This window comes from Holdemanella hominis, assembly GCF_014306155.1.
Classification (GTDB): Bacteria; Bacillota_I; Bacilli_A; order Erysipelotrichales; family Erysipelotrichaceae; genus Holdemanella; species Holdemanella hominis.
This window is the reverse complement of record NZ_JACRWH010000009.1, coordinates 1-22,472: the sequence shown is the minus strand read 5'-3', so window position 1 is coordinate 22,472 and position 22,472 is coordinate 1. Positions and strand designations below refer to the sequence as shown.

Genomic DNA, 22,472 nt, shown 5'->3' with positions numbered 1-22,472 from the left:
CCCTTATTTTATCAGTTCTGTGTACTTTTTAGAAGATGCTTTACACTTTTCTACCGGATATTTCTTCTTATTTTGTTCTAATTTCATCAACAAAATCTCTTCCATATCCACGCCCAATTTATTGGCCATCAAAATACAATAATTCATCACATCGGCAAGTTCTTCACAAACATGTTGCTTATCATATTCATTGTTCCATTGAAAACATTCCAACAACTCTCCTGCCTCAATACTAATCGATTTAGCTAAATTTTCCGGGTTATGAAATTGATCCCAATCTCTTTCCTCATTAAATTTTAAGATTTCTTCAACTGCCCTTTTCATCTTGCCCCTCCATTATTCGATACTTCTTTGGCGATATGCCATACACCTTTTTAAACGTCTGAATAAAATGTGTCACATTATTAAAACCTACAATCTCTGATATTTCCGTTACATTCAGCGTGGCATCTTTTAAAAGATTTGTTGCCTTCTGCAACCGATACTGAATTAAATACTCATATGGTGTTATATTTAACATCTTATTGAAACAACGATTACACTGCGCAATACTCATCATCCCTGCGTCCGCAATATCTTTTAAAGATAACTCATCGGCGTAATGCGTATGAATATATACAAGCATCACTTGTACTCGTTCTTGTCTTTCGACATCTTTTTTGTTTGGAATAAAATCGATTTCAGATAAACTCTTCACCAATTGTCTCCAAATCATTGTGATCAAAATAGAAACATCATATTCAAACATATCCGAACCATTTAAATAAATATTATAAATATCATACAAACATTTAATAATCTGATTCTTTTCCTTGATTCCATAACATCTTAAAAAATCCATACGCGTATAAGGCCATACATACTTATATTTCATTCGACTCTCTTTAAAGAAAAAAAGTAATTCTTCAGGAAAAGTAAGTGTCACATATTCTCCATCCTCACTCATATCGCTCGACATATGCAAAGCACCCTTATTAATAAACAATGCCTCTTTTTCTTTGAGCTCATACTCTATTCCATTCACCTGATAACTCACATAGCCCTTAGTACATAGCACAAACTGCAAGTCTTCATGCCAATGCAAAGACTTAAAGCCACTGCCAATCGGTAAATCACTATATTTTCTAACAACACAGATATTTATGGGAAATAATTCATCCGAATATCCGTTTATAATGTGTAATTTATTCTCCATAAATTAAATATAATACAAAAATGATAATATATCTATATTTTTTGACTATTTATCATAAGACAAAGCTCTATACTGTAATTATAATTATAAATGTATTCAGAAAATTTCTATCTGATACTCATGTTCGATATCCCATAATAAAAGATATCATCTTTCCAGTAACAAGTATTCTATTTAAAACGATTGAAAGGCATAAACTTCACAAGACAACAATACAATTGTTTTAAATTAGGAATGCAATCTCTATGAAACAGCCAATGGCTGTTTTTTTATTTGGAAAGAAAAAAGAACAAGTCAATGTTCCAATATTTCAATATCTACAATATCCTCTATTTGTATCTGAATATTCTCTTTAAAAAATAGAGTCTTATTTAATTCATCTATACGCTTAAAAGACAAAACGCTCTCCATGTACTGACCACCACTTTTTGTCTTATCCTTCTCAAAATAAGTGATTCTGCATTTCGATTTCAAATTTATCAATTCAATGATTTTCTCATTGATTCTAAGCTTTTCTTCATTCGATAAAATGCGTTTTGTCTGAGTTATTCTTTGTTGCTCTAATATCGCCTCTTTATGACCTGTTAAAGCTGCAAAAGGTGCAAATTGAGCGGCACGATCTGACATAGACATCTTTGGATATTTACTTTTAGGGCGATTCATTGTATACCATCTTTCATCCATTATGCCTTATGCCCTCCAATCTGCGCATTTCTTTCTTTTGCCTTAGCTCCCTTTTCAAAATCCGTTCCCTTTAAGATTGAATTTTTGCCATACTTATTCTTTATTTTTAAAGTCACCTTTTGAAGATCGTTTTCCTTCTTTAATTCTTCTTCATCCACATTTGAAAATAAATCAATCTGTTCAAAGCCACGATTCTTTTCATCTATCACTTCAACAGCCGCCACATTGATTCTTCGCACCAATAAACTAGAATCCACATACCGATCAAATACATCCAATATATTTTGAATTAGAATTGAATTCGCATTTGTCTTTTGAGGCAAATGAACAATTTTATTTAAGCTTTTCGGCAAGACTCTCCCATAAAAATCAACCATCGTTTCGCCCGTATAATCCTCATTTACTTCATAACCAATAGTAAGAACCACTTTATTTGTCACCAAATGCTTATCCACCAAACTTAAAGCTAAAGATTCCACCATTTCCTTTACTAAAATCTTAGCCTTTTCTTTTTCATACCCACAAGATAAGACTTGTCCCGAACCTATACTATTCTTTTCTGGCTTATATGCCTTGATATCTTCAATCGTACAAGGTTCATATCCCCACGCATGATCAATCAATAGTTCGGCATTTACACCAAATGTCTTAAACAAAACATCCTCATGTTCCAAGCTAAAGGCACAAAGCTTTCCCATTGTATCAATACCTAGTTTATGCAATCTTTTCTCATACCCTTTTCCAACACGCCAAAAATCAGTCAATGGCTTATGATTCCACAACAATTTACGATACCTATATTCATTTAAAGCCGCAACACGAACCCCATTCTCATCTGGATTTTTATGTTTGGCCACAATATCCATCGCCACCTTGGCAAGATATAAATTCGTACCAATACCTGCAGTAGCCGTGATGCCTGTTGTCTCATAAATATCTAAAATCATTTTCATTGCGAACTCTTTGGGTGTTAAATGATACGTATTTAAATATGGCGTCGCATCAATAAACACTTCATCAATGGAATATACATGAATATCTTGGCTTGAAACATATTTCAAATAGATATTATAAATTTGTGTACTGATATCCAAATAGTATTTCATTCTTGGAGGTGCAATTAAAAAATCGACTTCAAATCTAGGATTCTGTTTTAAAATTTCATCATCTGCTGATTTACCATCAAAACGCAAAAGCCCCTTTTTCCTTTTTGCATTCACATCTCTTACCTTTTTATTCACCTCAAACAAACGACACCTTCCTCCAATTCCATACTGTTTCAAAGAAGGCGATACAGCCAAACATATTGTCTTTTCTGTTCTAGAAGTATCTGCCACTACAAGATTAGTTTTTAATGGATCCAATTCTCTAGATACACATTCGCAAGAAGCATAGAAAGACTTTAAATCGATAGCCAAATAAATTTTTGACTTCATGAACGCGTAATCTTTTTAAGAAGACCATTTAATTCATCCAAACCAGAAGTCACTTCATTCAATTGACCTCTTAACGTAGGAATCATCTGTTTCAACTCTTCTTTTGCGGCTTTTTTTGCTTTTTTCTTCTGATATTTCTTTACCTTTTGAATTATTTTCATCTAAAACTCCAATCGCATTTGATACCAAACTACACCACCATGAACACTTGAGGATACACCCTCATTTTTAAACCCAAACTTACTATAGTAAGGCACCAATCTATCTTTACAAGTTAACACTAATCCTTTTCGGTTCTCTTGTCTAGCCAAATCAATCATTGCACACATGATCTTCGCGGCATAACCATTTTTTTGATAATCTGGTAATGTATTTAATCCAAATATCATTTGCCAGTCACCATCTTCATCATGCATCGAAGCATCACTATACATTTCATCCGTTAAATCTCTTTGGTTTGTACAAAAACCATCGATAAAACTAATCAATTGATTTTTTTCGAACAATAAAAGAAAATGGTTCGCATATACATTTAATCTTTCTTGAATCTCTTTTGAAGTCGCTGCTTCATTGGGTGGAAAACAAGTTGCTTCTACCTTAGATAATATTTCTGCATCTCCAATCGTTCCTTTTCTAATCATGAAATCACCTCGCAGGTATTATACCAAAAAAGAAGTGATTACTCACTTCTTAATGCCTCTACAGGATCTTTTTTACTCGCAATCTTGGATGGAATCAAACCTGCAAGAATCGTTAATACTAAATCAATGAAAATCAAGAATATAGCTCCATTGACTGGTAATTTGGCAATATGCGCAACACCAGTCATATTCTCAACGACCACACTAATTGGAACATTCAATACAAGTGTAATTAATATGCCTAATACACCACTAATCAATCCAATAATAAATGTTTCTGCATTAAATACACGCGTAATATCTTTTTTACTAGCACCAATTGAGCGTAAGATACCAATCTCTTTTGTACGCTCCAATACCGAAATATACGTAATTATACCAATCATGATGCTTGATACAATCAGAGATACAGATACAAAGGCAATCAAGATATAACTAATGATATTCACAACACTTGTTACTGAACTTAACATTGTCCCGATAAAATCGTTGTATGTGATCACATTACTCTTTGTCTGTTTCTTATTATAAGAAGTAATCAAATCACTCAGCTTTTCTTTTCCATCAAAACTTGACGCATACAAAGAAATCTTTGTCGGAGTTGAATAATCTACAACGCCAAGTTTTGTCAAATTCGAATCATATGTCGCATTGATATTCTCATTATACGTATTCATATAATTCATCAATTCTTCTTGCGACATACTTGAAAGCTGCATCATCTGCTCATTTGTAAGATTTGACATACTAATCTTTTGGCCTGAGGCAAATTCAGTCTGCGTAAAAATATTGATATTTGGATTTGCCTTTTGTTCTTTTACAATTTGAGAATTCTCCGTCTTAGAAGTTACATACTCTTCCATAGCCTTTGTATAATACACACCACCCATTGTTGGTTGTGATACAGTTGAATCGCTTGGTTTAATAATTCCAACCACCTTGATTTCAGGACTCTTCGAAACAACATCCTTCATATACGATTCATTTTCACTTTGGTTGATCCATAAACCATTTACCTTTTGATATAAATCGCTATTTAGAACCAATCTAAACTTCAAATTTAAGATATCATCCACACTATACGATTCTAGGTTTGTCTTTGAAATCTTATCCGTCTCTCCATTTAAAATCTTTTGATAATTCTTAACCAATTCATCCTGATCCAATAATCCTAAAGAATAAAGTGCATAATCGGTAATCTCATTATTTTCATCGACCTCTAAAACCACCTCATTATAGTTTGTTGGCCACTTACCTTCGACAAGCTGATATTCATCATCTCGAAGCTTTTTCGATTCGGGTAAAGAAAGCCATACTTGATCATTGGTCATAGCACTTGAATCCACAAATTGAGATTGCAGGGACATCATATCCGACATGCCTAATTTATCCAACAAACCATTTGGCGATACTTGCACTAAGCCAGAATCTGTATTCTCATTATAAACTTGTAAATTTAAATTATAATCATACTCAATTGCCTTCGCCGTCTTTCTAAATTCTTTACCCTTACCACTTTCAATATAGGATTTAAAAGCCGATAGATTATTCTTCTTTGAACTCGATAAAGATTCTAATACATCCTCTACATAAGGACGAGAATAGATTTTAGAATCCTTATGTTCCTCTGTCTTTTTCTTCATGCCCATCATCGTTGTCATCAATGTAGACACATCACTCGAACTCGATTGAATCTCAATCGGATAACTGGCCATTGTATCATTTTCCATTTGATCAATATACGACTGCATACCATGCGACAATGACATAATCAAAGCAATTCCAATAATTCCAATGCTTCCGGCAAAAGAGGTTAAAAAAGTACGTGCTTTTTTTGTCATTAAATTATTTAAACTTAATGAGCAAGCCATTTTAAAAGACATGCCAGGTCTTTTTAACACACTCGTATCCACATTTGTTTCTGTTTCATTAAAAGGATTGGAATCCGAAACTAAAGTGCCATCCTTTAAACGAATGATTCGGCTTGAATATTCATCGGCCAATTGCGGATTGTGTGTAACCATAATGACAAGCTTATCTTTAGAGATTTCCTTTAAGATCTCCATAATCTGCACACTTGTGGCACTATCCAAAGCACCAGTTGGCTCATCTGCCAAAATAATATCCGGATTATTGACAATGGCACGGGCAATCGCAACACGCTGCATTTGTCCACCCGACATCTGGGTTGGCTTTTTATGAATTTGATCCGAAAGTCCAACCTTATTTAAAGCCTCTATAGCTCTTTTTCTTCTTTCCTCTTTATTGACTCCCGTTAGTGTTAAAGCCAATTCTACATTACTTAAAACACTCTGATGCATGATTAGATTATAGGATTGAAACACAAAACCAACCTGATGATTACGATACGTATCCCAGTCTTTATCACTATAGTCCTTTGTACTTTTTCCATTAATAATCAAATCACCCGAAGTATAATGATCCAAACCACCAATAATATTTAGAAACGTAGTCTTGCCACATCCACTCTGTCCAAGTATTGAAACAAATTCATGTTCACGAAAAGAAAGTGATACACCTTTTAATGCATGTACAATTTCATCTCCTGAAACATAATCTTTTATAATATTTTTACATTGAAGCATAAAATCCCTCCGCTTGAGTTAATTATAAAAAAATATCTCTTGATTTTTCAATCGACTGATTTTAACATATTGTTACGAAAGCAACAGGTGTTGATTATGAACAGAAAAATACAAATGACAAAAAAATTCATTCGTCTAGCTTTATTTGAATGTCTAAAAGAAAAAGACATCAATAAGATTACCATTTCTAGCTTATGTGAAAAGGCCGATATCAATCGTTCCACCTTTTATAAGTATTATGGAAGTCAATATGATGTCATTAAAGAAATGGAGCAAGAAGTCATTCAATTGATCAATGAACAATTAAATGATCAACCAAAAGAAACTTCTTTTATCCAATTACTCCAATTTTTAAAATTTAATAAAGAAACCATCAAAATCTTTTTTGAATGCAATGTCGACAATGAATTTCCTAAACAAGTTCTAGCACTCGATTCCATCAACAATCAGCTTGAACAAGTCTCTCAAAACAATCCATACATCAAAAACTACATTCTTTTTGGATCTCTAGCCACCATTCAACAATGGATCGATGCAGGATGTATTGAATCTTGTGAAGAAATTGCGAATATCATCAACAGTATTGTAGATAAATTAGTACGTTAATCAAGAATTCGCTTATTGTATACACGAATTGAAATCCTCATAGAAATAAAGTATAGAATAAAACTTGTAATCAATAAACCCACACTAAACATAATAGGATCTAATGTGTTCAATAACGATTCAATCGATTGAAAGAACTTAGGAATAAATTGATTTAAGAAAGCGAATAAGAAAGTACATCCAAACACAACTACAAACAATACAATTCTTCCTTTTTCGTTGCCTTCCTTTAATTGAAAAGGCAAAGATAAAGCTAACAACAACTCTTCCTTTTTCGTTGCCTTCCTTTAATTGAAAAGGCAAAGATAAAGCTAACAACAACAAATCTGTTGATAAAATTATAAGTGTTTCCATAAAGCACTTTTACGGAAACAACCTAATATTGTGACAAACACAAAACCAATTCCCGTAATAATCAAAGAAAACAAATATTTTTCTTTCACATAATCCGATTTAGAAATAGGCAAAGTAAACAAAGTCTTTAAGCCGTGATTGGCTTCATCATACGAAAAAACTATTCTAATTCAAATGTCATCGTTAAACTATAACGTGCATATAGAAACTAAGCCGTGCATTTAGCGAGACAGAACACAAATCGTTAAAGTAAGAACGGATAATACTCACTTGAAACGGTGAAACTAAAAACAGGTAACACAGTCTAGAATTAGACTACAAAGACTCCTTCTCGTGTTTGTTTAGAGTATTCTCTGAGTAAACATAAAAAAACAAAGAAACATATAAAGTCTCTTTGTTCTATGCATTCGAGATGTAATCACAGATGTTCTTAGATACAGGTGCTTTCAATGAAGGTCTTCTCTTTTTACAACTTGGACAAACCATCCTCACAGAAACCTCCAAAACACTCCCCATAGTTAAATAGAAGGCATAAAAAAAGTGGGTAAATTGATGAGGTTTACCCGTTACTAGTTTTGTCTATACATCGACAAACTGGGATTTATTAATTTAATACTTATTCCATTTGCATTTTGTCCCATCCTCATTTCTTTGAAGCATTTCAACCTCTCCACCGCCGTGAAGCAAAACTATCAACGGAATATCCAAAACATTTGAAATCACTTCCAATTCTTTTACTGTTGGTTTTTTTTCGCCTTTTTCATAAGATTGCACAGATACAATATCAGTTTTAAGAAGTTGTGCTAACTGTAGTGTAGTTAAACCTTTTCGCTCCCTATTTTCTTTGATACATTGTCCTATTTTTTTTATGTTCATAAAATACCTTCTTTAATCATATATCAACTTCAAATTCTAATTTATCTAGCTAAATAATATCATACACCTTAGTTTTTAAACATTTGCTATATTAACCAATTTAGCTAGAATTACAATTCTCTTATTGTTATCTCTTGTATCACAAGTAACCAATGTCATTAATTGATCATCTTTATTTACTGAAACACCAGTTTTATATAATCCTCTATTAATGAAATCTGATATAAAGGCATTAATCTGATTATCAAGTTATATGCAGTAACTACATAGACAAAAATTGCTACACCTGCAAATATCATAGCATCTTTCTTTGCACCATTATCATAACACTCCCTTGCATTCGTCAAAAAGGTTAATCCCATAAAAACAAACATAATTGGCAGTGTTATATCAGTAGACACTATGTTCATCAGTCCAAGAGAACCGAAAATAATCGTTAAAACACTAAATATTACTTTCTTGGTACGCATAAGTACTTCTCCTTCCAACTTCTGTTTCTTTTTAGATACACTAATTTATTCGAGATTTTTTATAACTAAGTTGTAATTGCTATCATAATGCAGTCCAAGTTCTCTACACATTCTATCGTTTACCTTATCTAAGGCTTTTTTGTATTCTGCGTACTGTGGAGATAGCACCATCAAATTAGGAATGAATATGTCGTTATATCCTTTATCTTGGAACTCTTTCTGCATTTTTCTCTGGGCAATAAATGACGGATGATATTTCATAATGCCAGTTTTCATTTTAGCACCTTTCTTTACCATTTCTTTTAATTTTTCATATTCGCTTTCACTCATATCACGATAATAAGCTATCATCTCATCTGCAGTTCTTGTTTCCGGTGCAATCCCACCTGCTATTTTTACACCTATTCCCATAATAAAAGGAACTTTCAATGTCGTTTCATCACAATACTCTAATATGTTCCGTAAGGCTTGCTTCTGCTCCAGAGTCTTTAATCTCACATTAAGAAATGGTTTGAAGTGACTTTTTAAGTGACTTTTTAAGTAATCTCCCCATTCTTTCCCCGGTAATAAAGACTCAATCGCATTTTCGACAGTTTGGTAATCAAGTATCTCATTTGCCTTGTCTGCATTACCATCATCTATAAATTGCTTCAACGCTTCAAGTTCTGAGTCCTGTAAAATTTTTTCCTGTAATTTTTCCTGATAAATACGTAAAAGAATACTTTTATCATCTTTTTCCAAAAGGGTTTGTATATCTTTAATACCAATCCCAAGCTTTCTATATACCGAAATTTTTTTCAAAGTTTTAACGTCTTGCATTGAGTAGTTTCGATAGCCGTTGCTATCTTTATCTACTGACAACAATCCTTTTTCTTCATAGTATTTAACTGCACGCTTTGTCATTCCGACTTCCTTAATAATTTCATTTAATAACATCGGACACACCTCCTTGTGATGATAGTATAAGGGTGTACGTTACGTACAAGTCAATATATTTTTGAAGTTTTCATTTCAATCATACAAATTCGATTTATTTATTTATTTTAACACAAAATATAAGTGGTTTGTAGAGAGGAAATATATCGTGTTTAATTTTCATACAAAAAATTTGTAACACCATCATATTACCAATAAAAACTTGTAAAACCTATATCGCTTTATAACTGTTTTCATGAAACTAACAGCTTCTTTTAAGAAAAAGATTTGTTCTCACTTCATGAAACTAAGAATTACGTTTGCTTATTCGTGCTCAATAAAGCACAAAAAACAAAGAAACATTAAGTCTCTTTGTCCTTAGGCGTTCAAGATGTAATCACAGATATTCTTAGATGCAGGTGCTTTCGATGAAGGTCTTCTTTTTTTACAACTTGGACAAGCCATCCTCACGGAAACCTCCAAAACACTCCCAATAGTTAAATAGAAGGCATAAAAAAAGCGGGTAAATTGATGAGGTTTACCCGTTACTAGTTTTGTCTATACATCGACAAACTGAAATTTGACTTTCCTATTTTCTTAAAATCTCATGTGGAGCTTCTATTTCATTTGCCAAGGTATGCTCTGTTAATTCTGACATCAATTTCAATTTTTTATTAATCAATGGTCGCATACAATTAGGAACATGTTCCTGATGCGCTCTGTGGATTGCTACACATTCCTTACAGTTTCCGTGATAACGACAGGCTTTCAGGCAAGGACAGTGATCTTTGTCTTTATACTCCTTACGAAATTCTGCTGCAAATTCTTCTTGCAGTCTCAGCCCCTCGACACGGTTTCCCTTATGAAATTCTACCATCGCATTCAGTTCTTTCTGGTTCCCTTCAATCTTCATGTTATTATAGCGCCTCCATTTCAACTATTCCTCATTTTTTGATAAATTCCGATTTATTAATTTATTCTAACACAAAATATAAGTGGTTTGTAGGGAGGAAATATATCGTGTTTAGTTTTCATACAAAAAATTTGTAACACCATCATATTACCAATTTGTAAACGTAATTCTTAGTTTAACGATTTTGAGCACTTTTATCGGAATAGATTTCTAAATACATTTTATAGTTTCACATAAAGAAACCATTCAATGCGAAAAGGAGATAAAAGCGCACGCCTAAGTTTCATAAAAGAAACGAAAAAAAAAGGGAAAGCCGTTAAGCTTTACCTGTTACTAGTTTTGTCTATACATCAAATGTCATCGTTAAACTATAACATGCATATAGAAACTAAGCCGTGCATTTAGCGAGACAGAACACAAATCGTTAAAGTAAGAACGGATAATACTCACTTGAAACGGTAAAACTAAAAACAGGTAACATAGTCTAGGATTAGACTAAAAAAGCAGTTTCAATTTAGTCATTATCTAATTTTTATACACTTTTCCATCCTCAAGATGGCACGATTAACTTAATTCTGTAACTTCCAAGTTATATTCCTCCATGTCTAATCGCACCTTAACTTTATATATTACAAACCATTTGGTTGATAAATTCAATCCTGGCATATTTCCACCATGTAAATTTTCTAAAAATGACAAAAAACCCCTGCATTGCTGCAAGGTGCTAATGATTATAAACTATTCTTCAATTTAATAATTCTTTCTTCAATTTCACGAATCACTTTAATAAAATCCACATCATCTTTTCCTGTAGGGTCATCTAGTCCCCAGTTATCATCAAAAGGTCTACCGATAAAAGGACATCCAACATTACATCCCATTGAAATTACGATGTCTACGTCTGGGATATCTGTAATTAACTTGCTGTATTGACCATTTGTTTCCATATCAATTCCATAGAGTTTTTTCATTATACGAACAGCATCCTGATTGATTTGTGGCTTTGTTTCTGTCCCGGCAGAATAGCTTTCAAACACATCCGATGCTAGATGTTTCCCAAGTGCCTCGGCAATCTGACTTCTACAGGAATTGTGAACACAGATAAATGCTACCTTTTTTCTTCCATCTATCATTTCTTAAACCATCCTCTTGTACTATTGGCAACCTTTACAAGCGCAAGCATAACAGGAACTTCTGTTAATACACCTACAGTTGTTGCAAGTGCAGCCGGACTCGTTGTACCAAATAATGCAATAGCTACGGCTACAGCTAACTCAAAGAAGTTTGATGCCCCTATCATTCCTGCCGGTGCTGCTATATCATGTGACAATCCAAATATCTTTGATGCTGAATAAGCAATAAAGAAAATAAGAACAGTCTGAACCGTGAGCGGTACTGCTATCAACACTATGTGCAAACGATTTGATAAGATAACCTCTGTTTGTGATGCAAATATTAAAACCAAAGTAAGAAGCAAGCCAACTGTAGTTGCCTTATCAAACTTATGAACAAAAGTGTTTTCAAAATACCCTATTCCTTTATTTTTAACTACAACTATTCTTGTTAATACACCCCCAACAAGTGGAATCACCACAAACAGAATCACACTGATAAACAATGTTCCATAGGGTACTGATACATTTGATACTCCAAGCAAAAATTTTACAATTGGCACAAATGCAATCAGTATGATTAAATCGTTCGTTGCTACCTGTACCACAGTATAAGCAGGATTTCCTTTTGTAAGAGTACTCCATACAAATACCATTGCTGTACATGGTGCTGCTCCAAGAAGCACTGCTCCTGCAAGATACTGAGTAGCAAGTTCTGGTGCAATAAATCCTTTAAATACTGTAAACAAGAACAATGATGCAATTCCATACATGGTAAATGGTTTTATTAGCCAATTTGTAATCCATGTAATGAAAAGCCCTTTGGGATTCTTTCCCACTTGTTTAATACTCTGAAAATCCACTTTAAGCATCATTGGATAAATCATAATCCAGATAAGTATTGCAATCGGAATAGAAATCCCAGATATTTCAAGACTACCGAGTGCATTAGGTATGGCCGGTAAAAGCTTACCAATGATTACTCCGACTACCATACATATAAATACCCAGATTGTAAGATACTTTTGGAAAAAATTAATTCCTTCACTCTTTTTCTTTGCCATTAAAATCCCATCTTTCCAAGCAGCTTAATTACTTCACAGCTCTTTAATACCTTACCCATTGAAGCAACTGTTTCATTCACAACAATGGCAGGCATACTCATAACACCGTAAGCCATAACCTTTTCCATATCTGTGATATATTCTACTTCAATTTCTAACCCTAGTTCTTCAATGGCCTTTTTAACATTTTCATACTGATCATGACAGCTTTTACACCCAGCACCAAGCACCTTAATGCTTGTAAGCTTATTATCTCCACCACAACAGTTATTTACCTTTTGATTGCCACAGCAACATGATGATGCTTCATAAGTAGCTACTTCTCCATTGCAAGCACAAGCTGGCTCTATCTTAACTTCTTCTTTTTTCTTTCCTAATCCAAATAATGACATAATCTTTTCCTCCTGTTAAATAAGTAAATATTGAAATGCATTAAATGCATAACCAACAATAATAATTCCTACGGTACAAATTCCAATGAACAGACCTAAGAGTTTTGGTTTGATTGCCTTTTTCAGCATAATCATGGATGGAAGAGACAGTGTGGTTACTCCCATCATAAATGACAACACAACGCCCAATCTTGCACCTTTAGTAAGCAGTGCTTCTGCAATAGGAATACATCCAAAGATATCTGCATACATCGGAACCCCTGCAATTGTAGCAATAATGACACCAAATGGATTACCAGTACCAAGAAATCTCACTATGATATCTTCTGGTATCCAGTTGTGAATAAAGGCTCCTATTCCAACACCAACAAGAATATATGGGAAGACTTTTTTAAATGTTTCAACAACCTGCTCCCACGCATATTTCATTCTGTCTATAACCGTTAGTTCTTCCAATGGAATATCGATTTGCTTTGCATTTCTTATAAATTCTTCTACCTGATTTTCAAGGTGAAGTTTTTCGATAAGTGTTCCGCCTGCAACTGCAATCACAAGACCGAGCAACACATAAACTACTGCCACTTTCGTTCCAAAGATACTCATCAATAGCACCAGCGACCCAATGTCTACCATTGGAGATGAAATAAGGAAACTGAATGTAACTCCTAATGGTAATCCAGCACTTGTAAATCCAATAAAAAGAGGAATGGAAGAACAAGAACAAAAGGGAGTAACTGTTCCTAGTAATGCTGCTAAGATGTTTGCACCAATTCCATGAAATCTTCCAAGTATTCGTTTAGTTCTTTCTGGCGGAAAATAACTCTGAATATAACTAATGATAAAAATCAGCACACAAAGCAAGAAAACAATTTTTATCACATCATAGATAAAAAACTGAACACTGCCTCCAATCTTCCCGGATGTATCAAGACCAATAGAGTATAAGAACTCTCCAATCAATAAACTAAGCCATTTCATTCCTAAAATTTGATCTTGTATGAATATCCAAATCGTAGTCAAAAATTGCATATCTAGCCTCCTGTTAGTTTTATAGTTTTACATATATCAATGTTTTCGTTTAAGAGAAAGGCAATCTTACCTGATTGCCTAATGTATATATTATTCGCACTTATCGCAGTTGCATCCACCATCTGAATCAATGGTTTCAACATAATGAGAAAACATATCCTTAAAACGGTTTTTCCCTTCCTCTGAAATTGAGTAGTGCATCCATCGCCCATCTTTTCTAGAATCGACAAGTCCACAGTCGCAAAGCAATTTCATATGATGAGAAAGAGTTGATTGGGTAATGGATAACTCTTCAAGTATAACACAGGCACATTTTTCTCCATGATGCAAACATTCCAAAATACGAAGTCTGTTTTCATCTGCCAAAGCCTTAATCATACGAACATCTTCTTTATAACTCATAGTATCCATTCCTTCCTGTAAAACTATACTTAGTCTATCCCATACATTTACGATTGTCAATATATCGAACTATAAATTTTCTATGAATGAAAAAACACCCTTCCGTAACTTAGAAAAAGTCACCTGATATGAAATAGTAATTCGATTCTTCTTAGAACTTTTATAAACACAAAAGCTAAACAAATAGGATTTTTCTTCCTACCTGTTCAGCTCTTTGTTTACCTATGGAAGCTCTTAGTTTAAGGGAGACGTGTTAAATCACTGTTTCACTTTTCTAAAAGAAACTCTTAGTTTAAGAAAAACGAGCAAATGGACATAAAAAAGACTAACAACGGAAGTTGTTAGTTTTGGAGAGGCATCACATAAGTTTCATATAAAAAAAGAAAAAAAAGCGGGTAAATTGATGTGGTTTACCCGTTACTAGTTTTGTCTATACATCAAAAAATTTCTTTGCGTTGTTATAGAAAATATCTTCTATACCCTTTTCATCAACTCCGCTCATTAATACTTTTTGCATCTCAACTGTAGGATGATGGAAAGGACCATCCGTTCCAAACAGGATACGATCATGTCCAACCGTATCATACGCTTCTTTAATTTTTGTATGCATATGCATACCCGACATTTCCAAGTAAATATTTGGATACCGTCGAGCCATTTTTAATGCTGCATCAATATAAACTCCATGACCATGTCCCATATGAATCATTAGTACTTTACAATTTGGATGTCTTTCGGCAAGTAATCCAATTTGCCAAGGAAGTGAATAAGGAGGATGCCCCGAATGTATACAAACAGGAATTCCATATTCTTCGGCTTTATCTAATACAGGATCTACAATTTCACTATCCGCACAATACGCATGGCGTAATGGCTGTAGCTTAATGGCTTTAAAGCCAAGTTTTACATATCGATCAATTAAATCTAAACAATCTGGCTCTAAAGGATTCACATAGACACACCCTTCAATACGACCTGGATATTTCTGCATAGCCTTATATGCTTCTTCATTATCCAAAACACAAATCATTGTCGTTTCAATTTCATACATGTCCATTAATGAAATCAATTCGTCTGCATCCATTTTTACATTGGCCCATCCACCGATGTAGCCTAAATGTGCATGTGCATCGATTTTTTTCATGCGACAACTCCTTGTAAAGATAGCACTTTAGATTTTTCCAAAACATTCGCAACGATCGCATAAATAATTAGACCCATAATCGTTTGTGCTAAAAGTCTAGGTACAGACGCAAAGGCGACTGCTGCTGTAAATAAAGGAATCTTAAATAGTGTATATGCGAAACATTGAAACAAGCCACCAAGGCTAGCTCCAGCAATCCAATCTAGTTTTTCATTGTTTCCCTTTTCAAGTACAACACCCATAATATATCCCATAATGAATTTAAAGATAAATGTAGGAAGCACCCAAATCATGGCTCCAGTCAATAAATCACTTAATGCGGCTCCTAAGCCTGCAGCTAAAGCCCCGTCTTTTTTACCTAAAACTAGCACCGCAAGAAATGCCATACAATCTCCCATATGTGTATATCCACCAGTTGCAGGATTTGGAAGTTTAATTGTGAATGTACATACAAAGATCAATGCGATCATTAAAGCTGTTTTTGCGATTCTTTTTGTCGTTTCATTTGTCATAATCGTTTCTCCTTTTTAAAACTTAACCCTATATTATCATTTCGCTGTATTCTTTAAAATGTACAGTTTTAACTTAGTTTTAAGGGACAGTAATTCAAGAAACATTTAAGGATTACATGCTTTCATAAACACATGAAAAAATTATTCATAACACTTCTACTTACATAACGATATTACCGTTTCTGCCAAAAGCACAAAACAAACCATTATGATCGATGCCGTTCATGGAGGATATGATGTAGGAGCTGAAAGCAACTATGGCGATTATGAAAAAGATATCAATTTAGATATCGCATTACTTGTTGGAAAACAACTGAAATCATACGGCTATAAAGTTGTATATACACGTACAAGTGACTCTGTTTCATGGTCAAATGATAATAAAGAAAATTTACAAACGCGTTGTGATTTAGCCAAAGAAAAAGAATGCCGATCTCTTTGTATCCATACATGTAAACTCAAGTGAATATGAAGCCAATGGATATGAAATCTATTGTGATTTCAACAATAAGAATACGGTGAAATTGTTCAACTCCATTCTTAAACAACTCGATAAACTCGATTATTCAATCAATCGAGGACTATTGGACACAAACGAAACACCATTGTATGTCATTGCCAAGGGCATCAAAAAAGTCTGAACTAAATCAGACTTTTACTTTGCGAACTGAGCATTATACAATCTAGCATAAACTCCATTCTTATTTAACAATTCTTCATGACTACCATGTTCAACAATATCCCCATGTTCAAGCACAAGAATCTTGTCTGCATTGATAATAGTAGATAAACGGTGTGCAATCACAAAACAAGTACGATTTTCCATAACTCGATCCATTGCACCTTGAAGACGTCTTTCAAGTCTTGTATCTACACTACTCGTAGCTTCATCTAAAATCAAGACTTCCGGATTTTTTAATAGAGCTCGTGCAATCGTTAATAATTGTTTTTCCCCTTGACTCACATTACTTCCCTCTTCATTGATCAAAGTATCATAGCCATCGGTTAAAGTACGTATAAAGTGATGGACATTGGCTTGTTTTGCGGCTTCTACAATTTCATTCTTTAACGCCTTCTCATTTCCATACGCAATATTTTGTTCAATACTTCCCTCAAACAACCACGTATCTTGTAGAACTAACGCAAATAATTTTCTTAATTCATGATATGACAATTCTCGAATATCAATACCATTAATTTTAATACTTCCACCCTTTACATCATAAAAACGTAGTAATAAGTTTGTCAATGTTGTCTTACCTGCTCCTGTAGGACCTACAATAGCGATGGTTTGACCTTGATGTACATCAATATTAACATCCTTCATTAATAGATTATCATCATATCCAAATTGTACATGATCAAATTCAATAGTGCGAACTTCATCAATTTGACATTTGGATATAACATCCTCTTCAATTGGTTGATTTAAGAAAGTGAATAAACGAGACATGGCACTAAAGGCAGATTGTACTGCACTTGATAATTGAGATATTTGAGAAATTGGATCGTTGATTTGCCAAATATAACGAATAAATGCTTGTAGTTGCCCTAATGCGATAGTTCCATTTAATACTTGAAGACAACCAACAAGGCTTGCACAACCAATACTTAAATAGGTAATCAAAGAACATAATGGATTGATCAAACTTGATACAAACTGCGCCTTAAAGCTAGATACACGCATTCTTTCATTATCTTTTTGAAATCTTTCTAAAGCATGTTCTTGTTGATTATAAGAAAGAATCTCACTATATCCATCATACAATTCATTGATGGTACCATTCAAATCGGCTAATGTATTTTGTTGATCATCAAATAGAGGCTGTGATTTCTTAACGACAAATTTTGATAAGAGCGCAATAACAGGTAATGCCACTAAAATGATACACGTCATTAGTACATTGATTCTTAACATCATGAATAGCACAAAAGTGAATGTACATATAGCTGAAATTACTCGTGATAAAGTTTGTTGCAACGCATTCGATAATGTATCCACATCATTTGTGATTCGTGATAATAACTCTCCCGTTTTTTCTTGATCAAAATAAGATACAGGTAAATGATGAATTTTATTCTCAATCGCATTGCGCACATCAAACATCGTCTTCTGAATCGCATCGGTCATAAAAACAGCCATTAAAAATTGAGATATTGTCTTCACAATATAGATGGAAAATAAGATACATAAGATATGTACAACTTTATCTACCTGAATTGGTTGATGTGCTGAAATATCTGCAGCTAATTGCGTAGTGATCATACCTTCAACAGTCGGATTTAAGGCAAAAGTCACTTGGGCTGTAATAATCATTAAAATTCCAAATAACAATTTAAAGCGATATGGCTTTATAAACACAAACAGATGAGATAGACATTCAGTAAACTTCATTTTCTTAGTTTCTTTCATAATCATCCAACTCCTTTTGTGTTAATTGTGAATGAGCAATCTCTTGATACACACTACAATCCTTTAACAATTGTGCATGTGTTCCCATTCCAATAATCTGACCTTCATCCAAAACAATGATCATATCCGAATCCATGATGGTAGAAATTCTTTGGGCAACCACAAAGAAAATCGCATTCTTTACTTCAGGTTTCAATGCCTTTCTTAATGTTGCATCCGTTTTAAAATCTAAAGCACTAAAACTATCATCATAAATATAAAGGGATGGCTTTTTTAAGATAACACGAGCAATCGATAACCTTTGTTTCTGACCACCCGAAATATTCGTTCCATCCTCTGCAATTTCATCTTCATACCCATGCTCTCTTGTCGAAATAAAATCGCTAGCTTGCGCAACCGTTGCTGCATGAACCATCTCTTCAACACTAGCCTCAGGCTTACCAAAACAAATATTCGATTGAATACTTCCCTTAAACATATGTGCCTTTTGTGCAACGTATCCAATTTGGGCACGTAAACTCTCTAAATTATATTTACGAATATCAACACCATTGATTTCAATCGATCCACGACTTACATCATAAAATCGATTCATTAATTTTACTAATGTACTCTTACCAGATCCTGTACTTCCAATCACGGCGATCTTTTGACCTTTTTGACATTCAAAATCAATATTTTTTAAAACGGCCTCTTCTCCATTTGGATACGAGAACGTAACATCTTTAAAACTCAATGTTTGAATAGATTCCAATTGAATAGAATTTTCATCATTGACAATACTTGGTTTTGTATCTAAAACCTCCAGAATACGCTTGGCCGATACATTCGCTCTAGGATACATCATAAACACCATACAGAAAATCAATACAGACATCATAACATGGAATAAGTATTCTACAAAGGCCACTACATTTCCTAAAGTGATGGCATTTGTATTTAATAAAGTACAACTTAAATAATATACAATGACTGTGGCGATATTCATCAAAAAGAAAAAAGATGGTTCTGTACAAGACATCAATTTAAATAATTTTGCACTTTGATCTCGATAGAAATCATTTTCATTAGAGAAACGTTTCTTTTCATACTCTTGTTTATTAAAAGAACGAATAACGCGAATTCCAGTAATATTTTCACGCAAAATTTGATTAATGTGGTCAATCGACTTTTGTTGATTCTCACTCAATGGTTCACTTACTTTGGCAACAATGATCACGCCCAAAATCACAACAGGAATCGTAGCTAAGACTACATAAGATAGTTCTAAAGAGATCTTTAAAATTAACATAACCGAAACACACATCATAACCGGTGTTAATAATGCAGATTTTAAAATCACATTTAAAAATAACATAATTTGATAGGCATCATTATTTGTACGTGTAATCATACTGGATACACCAAATTTTTCCATTTCAGCAGCCGAGAATGCTTGTGCATGTTCAAAAACGTCATTACGAATATCACGCGTAATATTTGTCGATATTTTTGAGCAGCAATAGCCAAGTAGCACAACCCCACTTACACCAATCACACTAATGAATGCCATCAATACAAAACGACTATATAAATAAGTTGTATCTTGTGTTTCAATACCATGATCAATCATATCTGAAATGATAGTTGGAATTCCAAGTTCAACAAGGGCAAAGCCAAATACGCTTATAAAATCCAACAAGAACCATTTTTTATATTTCATTAAATATTTCCATATAAGCTTCATAAATTCCCCCCTACAAAATAAAAGGGGGTCAATAGAACCCCCGAATTAATTATTCACCTAATTTAGTTTTAACTGTTTCTAAAACTTCATCAGCAGTGTCTTTATTTAAGCATTCTTGAGCTAATCCTTGCATTTCTTCATAGCTTAAAGATTTAACAACCTTACGAGCCTTTAAAATTTGAGTAGCACTCATTGAGAATTCGTCAAGACCTAAACCTAAAAGAATTGGAACTGCATGTGGTTCACCAGCCATAGCTCCACACATTCCAACCCATTTACCATGTTCGTGAGCACCTTTGATTGTGTTAGCAACTAAACGTAATACACTTGGGTTGTATGGTTGATACAAGTATGAAACGTGTTCAGACATACGGTCAGCAGCCATAGAGTATTGGATCAAGTCATTTGTACCAATTGAGAAGAAGTCTGCATATTTAGCAAATTGATCAGCAAGAACTGCAGCAGCAGGAATTTCAACCATCATACCTACTTCAATGCTGTCACTAACTGCAACACCTTCAGCGACTAATTCAGCCTTAACTTCTTCAAAGATTGCTTTCGCATCACGGAATTCTTTAACTGTAGCAATCATTGGGAACATGATGCAAAGTCTTCCGTATACAGATGCACGGCATAATGCACGTAATTGAGTTTTGAAGATATCTGTTTCTTTTAAGCAAAGACGGATTGCACGATATCCTAAGAATGGGTTCATTTCTTGTGGGAACTCATAGTAAGATAAGTGTTTATCTCCACCAATGTCTAATGTACGTACAACAACTTTTTTACCTTGCATACCTTCTAATACTTGTTTGTATGCTTCAAATTGTTCGTCTTCTGTTGGGAAGTGATCTGAATCCATGTACAAGAATTCTGTACGGAACAATCCGACACCTTCACCACCATTAGTCAATACACCTTCAACATCTTTGAATCCACCGATGTTACCAGCAAGTTCAACTTCGTGTCCATCTTTAGTTACTGATTTTTCGTTTTTCAATACTTTTAATTCTTCTTTTTCTTTTAAGAATGCTTCAGCCTTAGCTTCATATTTAGTAATTGTTGCTTCATCAGGATTGATTTCAACAACACCATCTAATGCATCTAATGCCAAAGTATCACCAGTCTTACATGCATCACATACACCAGGGCATCCTACAACTGCAGGGATTTCCAATGAGTTAGCCATGATAGCTGAGTGAGATGTTTTACCACCGATTTCAGTAGCGAAACCCTTAACAAATTCATTTAACTGAGCTGTATCGCTTGGAGTCAAGTCGTGAGCAACGATGATTGAATCTTCTGCAATGCTTGTTAAATCAGGAATTGTTAATCCTAATAAGTTACATTTTAAACGGAAAGTAACGTCTTTGATGTCAGCTGCTCTTTCACGGAAATAATCATTATCCATGCTTTCGAACATTTCAACCATTTGGTTAGCTACTTGTTCAGTTGCATATTCAGCATTTACATCATCATTTTCGATCATAGCTTTAATTTGACCAGCTAATTCAGGGTCACCAGCCATCATTAAGTGAGCATCAAATACAGCTAATTCTTCTTCACTTAAACGTTTAGCTGCTCTTTCTTTTACTCCTTCGATATCTTTTTTAGTTTTTTCTAGAGCATCTTCGAATTTTTTAACTTCTTCTTCAGCTACTCCTGCTTTTTTTTTCAATAACAACTTTTGGTGTTTCCAATTTGTAAACTTTAGCTACAGATACACCAGCACTTGCTGCTATCCCTTTTAACATGATAAATTCCTCCTAAAACAAGCGAAAAACGCTTTCATCTACAGATAAAATTTTAACACTTTTTTTTCAAAGATACAAGAAAGTAGGCGGCAGAGTTTAAATTCTGCCGCCCCTTATCAAACCATACGTGCCCTATTAAGGCATACGGCTTACCAATGTGAGTTACATTTTAGAAAAGACTTAAATGTTGTGATTCGACTTATTTAGTGTATGCATACTGAAAGAACC

24 protein-coding genes and 2 pseudogenes are annotated in these 22,472 nt (G+C 33.9%); 3 read left to right on the top strand and 23 right to left on the bottom strand.

Translation table 11 applies throughout. The features are described from left to right. Positions 1–3 precede the first annotated feature (3 nt). From H8911_RS03950 to H8911_RS03920, 7 genes are all read right to left on the bottom strand, one after another. On the bottom strand, positions 4–324 hold the full coding sequence (locus H8911_RS03950) for a nucleotide pyrophosphohydrolase (protein WP_003864113.1): 321 nt from the start codon (positions 322–324) through the stop codon (positions 4–6). Continuing rightward, entirely contained in the window at positions 308–1,195 is an 888-nt protein-coding gene (locus H8911_RS03945) for an AraC family transcriptional regulator (RefSeq protein WP_117924256.1), read from the bottom strand. Before H8911_RS03945 ends, H8911_RS03950 begins: the two co-directional genes overlap by 17 nt. A gap of 294 nt (positions 1,196–1,489) precedes the next feature. Next, positions 1,490–1,879, bottom strand: coding sequence for a YolD-like family protein (locus H8911_RS03940; RefSeq protein ID WP_117924258.1), 390 nt, complete (start codon positions 1,877–1,879; stop codon positions 1,490–1,492). Next, positions 1,879–3,315, bottom strand: a complete 1,437-nt coding sequence (locus tag H8911_RS03935) for a Y-family DNA polymerase (RefSeq protein WP_186998771.1) — start codon at positions 3,313–3,315, stop codon at positions 1,879–1,881. Before H8911_RS03935 ends, H8911_RS03940 begins: the two co-directional genes overlap by 1 nt. Beyond that, positions 3,312–3,476, bottom strand: coding sequence for a hypothetical protein (locus H8911_RS03930; RefSeq protein ID WP_158567584.1), 165 nt, complete (start codon positions 3,474–3,476; stop codon positions 3,312–3,314). Before H8911_RS03930 ends, H8911_RS03935 begins: the two co-directional genes overlap by 4 nt. Beyond that, positions 3,477–3,956, bottom strand: coding sequence for a GNAT family N-acetyltransferase (locus H8911_RS03925; RefSeq protein ID WP_117924262.1), 480 nt, complete (start codon positions 3,954–3,956; stop codon positions 3,477–3,479). A gap of 38 nt (positions 3,957–3,994) precedes the next feature. Further along, entirely contained in the window at positions 3,995–6,562 is a 2,568-nt protein-coding gene (locus H8911_RS03920; RefSeq protein WP_186998770.1) for an ABC transporter ATP-binding protein/permease, read from the bottom strand. A gap of 96 nt (positions 6,563–6,658) precedes the next feature. Here H8911_RS03920 and H8911_RS03915 point away from each other — a divergent pair, with 96 nt between their 5' ends. Further along, a complete protein-coding gene (locus H8911_RS03915) occupies positions 6,659–7,168 on the top strand; it encodes a TetR/AcrR family transcriptional regulator (protein WP_117924266.1) in 510 nt (169 codons plus the stop codon). Here H8911_RS03915 and H8911_RS12660 read toward each other — a convergent pair. The 13 genes and pseudogenes from H8911_RS12660 to H8911_RS03850 all read right to left on the bottom strand — a co-directional run bounded on the left by H8911_RS12660 (position 7,165) and on the right by H8911_RS03850 (position 16,351). After that, positions 7,165–7,686, bottom strand: a pseudogene (locus H8911_RS12660) (ABC-2 transporter permease). The gene H8911_RS03915 and the pseudogene H8911_RS12660 overlap by 4 nt on opposite strands. A gap of 445 nt (positions 7,687–8,131) precedes the next feature. After that, positions 8,132–8,398 (bottom strand): helix-turn-helix domain-containing protein, encoded by a 267-nt coding sequence (locus H8911_RS03900; protein ID WP_186998767.1) that lies wholly within the window; start codon positions 8,396–8,398, stop codon positions 8,132–8,134. 176 nt (positions 8,399–8,574) lie between these two features. Continuing rightward, positions 8,575–8,868, bottom strand: coding sequence for a hypothetical protein (locus H8911_RS03895; RefSeq protein ID WP_186998766.1), 294 nt, complete (start codon positions 8,866–8,868; stop codon positions 8,575–8,577). A 45-nt stretch (positions 8,869–8,913) separates the two neighbouring features. After that, positions 8,914–9,804, bottom strand: coding sequence for a MerR family transcriptional regulator (locus H8911_RS03890; protein WP_117926803.1), 891 nt, complete (start codon positions 9,802–9,804; stop codon positions 8,914–8,916). A 568-nt stretch (positions 9,805–10,372) separates the two neighbouring features. Beyond that, entirely contained in the window at positions 10,373–10,696 is a 324-nt protein-coding gene (locus tag H8911_RS03885; RefSeq protein WP_186998765.1) for an LPS biosynthesis protein, read from the bottom strand. Positions 10,697–11,260: 564 nt separating this feature from the next. Then, complete coding sequence (locus H8911_RS12655; RefSeq protein WP_255466279.1) at positions 11,261–11,395, bottom strand: hypothetical protein; 135 nt, start codon at positions 11,393–11,395, stop codon at positions 11,261–11,263. Positions 11,396–11,427: 32 nt separating this feature from the next. Further along, positions 11,428–11,829 carry an arsenate reductase ArsC gene (locus H8911_RS03880; RefSeq protein WP_186998764.1) on the bottom strand — a complete coding sequence of 134 codons (402 nt, stop codon included), beginning with the start codon at positions 11,827–11,829 and terminating at the stop codon, positions 11,428–11,430. Then, on the bottom strand, positions 11,826–12,872 hold the full coding sequence (gene arsB / locus H8911_RS03875) for an ACR3 family arsenite efflux transporter (protein ID WP_117925658.1): 1,047 nt from the start codon (positions 12,870–12,872) through the stop codon (positions 11,826–11,828). Before arsB ends, H8911_RS03880 begins: the two co-directional genes overlap by 4 nt. Continuing rightward, positions 12,872–13,264 (bottom strand): thioredoxin family protein, encoded by a 393-nt coding sequence (locus tag H8911_RS03870; protein ID WP_117925659.1) that lies wholly within the window; start codon positions 13,262–13,264, stop codon positions 12,872–12,874. The genes arsB and H8911_RS03870 overlap by 1 nt, the downstream gene beginning before the upstream one ends. A 15-nt stretch (positions 13,265–13,279) precedes the next feature. After that, a complete protein-coding gene (locus tag H8911_RS03865; protein ID WP_186998763.1) occupies positions 13,280–14,293 on the bottom strand; it encodes a permease in 1,014 nt (337 codons plus the stop codon). A 90-nt stretch (positions 14,294–14,383) separates the two neighbouring features. Further along, a complete protein-coding gene (locus H8911_RS03860; RefSeq protein ID WP_186998762.1) occupies positions 14,384–14,695 on the bottom strand; it encodes an ArsR/SmtB family transcription factor in 312 nt (103 codons plus the stop codon). A 430-nt stretch (positions 14,696–15,125) separates the two neighbouring features. Beyond that, entirely contained in the window at positions 15,126–15,839 is a 714-nt protein-coding gene (locus tag H8911_RS03855) for an amidohydrolase family protein (RefSeq protein WP_186998761.1), read from the bottom strand. Next, positions 15,836–16,351, bottom strand: a complete 516-nt coding sequence (locus H8911_RS03850; RefSeq protein WP_186998760.1) for an ECF transporter S component — start codon at positions 16,349–16,351, stop codon at positions 15,836–15,838. The genes H8911_RS03855 and H8911_RS03850 overlap by 4 nt, the downstream gene beginning before the upstream one ends. A 208-nt stretch (positions 16,352–16,559) precedes the next feature. Between H8911_RS03850 and H8911_RS03845 the strand changes: the two genes are divergently transcribed. Together H8911_RS03845 and H8911_RS12905 are read left to right on the top strand one after the other, a co-directional pair. Continuing rightward, complete coding sequence (locus H8911_RS03845; RefSeq protein WP_186998759.1) at positions 16,560–16,817, top strand: N-acetylmuramoyl-L-alanine amidase family protein; 258 nt, start codon at positions 16,560–16,562, stop codon at positions 16,815–16,817. Then, positions 16,798–16,992 carry a hypothetical protein gene (locus tag H8911_RS12905; RefSeq protein WP_186998790.1) on the top strand — a complete coding sequence of 65 codons (195 nt, stop codon included), beginning with the start codon at positions 16,798–16,800 and terminating at the stop codon, positions 16,990–16,992. The genes H8911_RS03845 and H8911_RS12905 overlap by 20 nt, the downstream gene beginning before the upstream one ends. Positions 16,993–17,006: 14 nt before the next feature. On the opposite strand, the gene H8911_RS03835 is transcribed toward H8911_RS12905, so the two are convergent. The 3 genes and pseudogenes from H8911_RS03835 to ptsP all read right to left on the bottom strand — a co-directional run bounded on the left by H8911_RS03835 (position 17,007) and on the right by ptsP (position 22,244). Beyond that, on the bottom strand, positions 17,007–18,770 hold the full coding sequence (locus H8911_RS03835) for an ABC transporter ATP-binding protein (protein ID WP_222620940.1): 1,764 nt from the start codon (positions 18,768–18,770) through the stop codon (positions 17,007–17,009). Further along, the gene (locus H8911_RS03830; RefSeq protein WP_186998758.1) at positions 18,751–20,490 is read right to left on the bottom strand and encodes an ABC transporter ATP-binding protein; all 1,740 of its coding nucleotides are present in this window, start codon (positions 20,488–20,490) and stop codon (positions 18,751–18,753) included. Before H8911_RS03830 ends, H8911_RS03835 begins: the two co-directional genes overlap by 20 nt. Before the next feature lie 49 nt (positions 20,491–20,539). Beyond that, a pseudogene (gene ptsP / locus H8911_RS03825) lies at positions 20,540–22,244 on the bottom strand (phosphoenolpyruvate--protein phosphotransferase). Positions 22,245–22,472 lie beyond the last annotated feature (228 nt).